General features: G+C 38.4%; 2 protein-coding genes and 1 pseudogene. All 3 read right to left on the minus strand.

What is annotated here, in order from left to right; translation table 11 throughout:
* A pseudogene (locus tag NSB03_RS20525) lies at window positions 1–410 on the minus strand (DUF948 domain-containing protein); the annotation flags it as partial.
* A 420-nt stretch (window positions 411–830) separates the two neighbouring features.
* Window positions 831–1,238, minus strand: a complete 408-nt coding sequence (locus tag NSB03_RS20530; RefSeq protein ID WP_024988890.1) for a hypothetical protein — start codon at window positions 1,236–1,238, stop codon at window positions 831–833.
* 92 nt (window positions 1,239–1,330) lie between these two features.
* Entirely contained in the window at window positions 1,331–1,528 is a 198-nt protein-coding gene (locus NSB03_RS20535) for a type II toxin-antitoxin system HicA family toxin (protein WP_024988891.1), read from the minus strand.
* Window positions 1,529–1,727 lie beyond the last annotated feature (199 nt).

Raw genomic sequence — 1,727 nt, forward strand, 5'->3', positions numbered from 1 at the left:
GCCTGCCCGTATGCTTTTTCAACTTCTTTCAGTTCCTTCTCCAGGGCGGCATATTTTTCCGGCTGCAAGGATTTCACGGTATCGCGAAGTTCCTTACGTAAGGCATTGGCTTTACGTGCAAGCTGGTTCGCGCTCATGGTGGTTTTATCCAGGCGTTTCTCACATTCGGCAATCTTCTTGTTATTCTCGCCGAGCGTCTTATTATTTTCTTTCAGTTGTTCATTCAGCCTTTTCCACTGTTTACCACCAGCTTTCCCTGTGGCGATTAAATCGGTCATAGCCTTTTTTATTTCCTTATTGCTATCCCGAAGCTCTTTGTTCTTTTCTGAAAGATTATGTATTTCCTTCTGCGCATCGGAGGCGTTCAGGGTTAACACCCATTCGATATAGTCAGGTTTTAATTTTGCCATAAGAGTAAATTTTATAAGGCAAAATTATCCTGGTGCAAAATGGCGGAAAAGGACATAAAAAAAGCCCGTAGAACCATTCTACAGGCTTATTATACTAAGAAGAACGTATTTTATCTCTTAAATGTAAAATCCGAAGGATCAAAATATCCTTTATCCTTAATTGTTGCCCGATCAAGCATCCGGCAAACGTACCAGGTTAAAGGAACTGATATAAGAGGCGTCACAATAAAGGAAAGAAAGGCAAAAGCAAGCCACCCGGATAAAGTAGCCGGTTTATGCTTACATCCGACAAAAAAAACTATTATCAGGAAAAAGCCAATCAGAAATAAAATATCTTCATATGTCATAGCGTCTTAAAAATAGCCCCGTTCTATTAAAGTCCGGGGCTTTTGGCCCGGTCAATAGCCATTTGTTGAATAATTAAACAGTGACCGTCATTAAATCTTTAGCCAATTTATGTAATCCGTTAGCTATTTTTTCCGCTTGTTGTGCTCTTGGCTTACTACGACCGGCAGCATAATGTGCCAACTGTTTCTGATTGATGCCAGTAATTGCCTGTAAAGCAGAAAACGAGAAAATCCCCTGATAATAAAGCAACAGACTTTGAACATCAAATTTATAAACCAACTCAAAATCGTTATCAAAAATAGCCGGATACTCTTCTTTGTCCTTACGGGCACAATCCACATAGAAACGAATACTGTCTTTCACTTCTTTCTGGAAATCCTCAAAACTGCCAGTACAAGCCACAACCCATCCGGGAAGAATTTCACATGCACCGCTGTAACAATCATCAACACGCGCCGTTTTAATTACTACTTTCTCCATATATTTATAATTAAGAGTTTCAGAATAAAGCGGCCTACACAAGGCCGCTATGCCAAACTAAAACATTCTATTTCCAGAGCGGAGCTCCGGGGTTAAAACTTTAACCCCGATTGCTCTTCAATGCTCTTTAACAGGAATCCCCAAACAACATCCGATTTATGACCGTTAACAGTCACTTTTCCTTTTTTAGTAGGATGTTTAAACTGCCTGTGGCTTCCTTCCTGATTCACTTTATACCACCCGTCGTTTTCAAGTGTTTTGAGAATCACGGAAACTTTAACTGTTTTCATAGATCACTGTTTTAATTCAACAGTACAAAGATAGTAATTTTACTATTAATCACAAAGAAAAGACATGAAAAATAATAGCAATTTTACTATTATTTTTCTATTTTAGTGTATTAGAGAACATCTCTTTTATCCTTTCCCTTACATAATCCTGATATTCATATTTAATCTTCCCAAGTGTGTCATGATACAGAATCCCGTA

It is taken from the genome of Bacteroides acidifaciens (genome assembly GCF_024623065.1).
GTDB lineage: Bacteria > Bacteroidota > Bacteroidia > Bacteroidales > Bacteroidaceae > Bacteroides > Bacteroides acidifaciens.

What these genes read in the sequence shown, in the direction of transcription:
- NSB03_RS20530 (WP_024988890.1), bottom strand. Translation starts at nt 1,238, where the DNA reads ATGGAGAAAGTAGTAATTAAAACGGCGCGTGTTGATGATTGTTACAGC.
- NSB03_RS20535 (WP_024988891.1), bottom strand. Translation starts at nt 1,528, where the DNA reads ATGAAAACAGTTAAAGTTTCCGTGATTCTCAAAACACTTGAAAACGAC.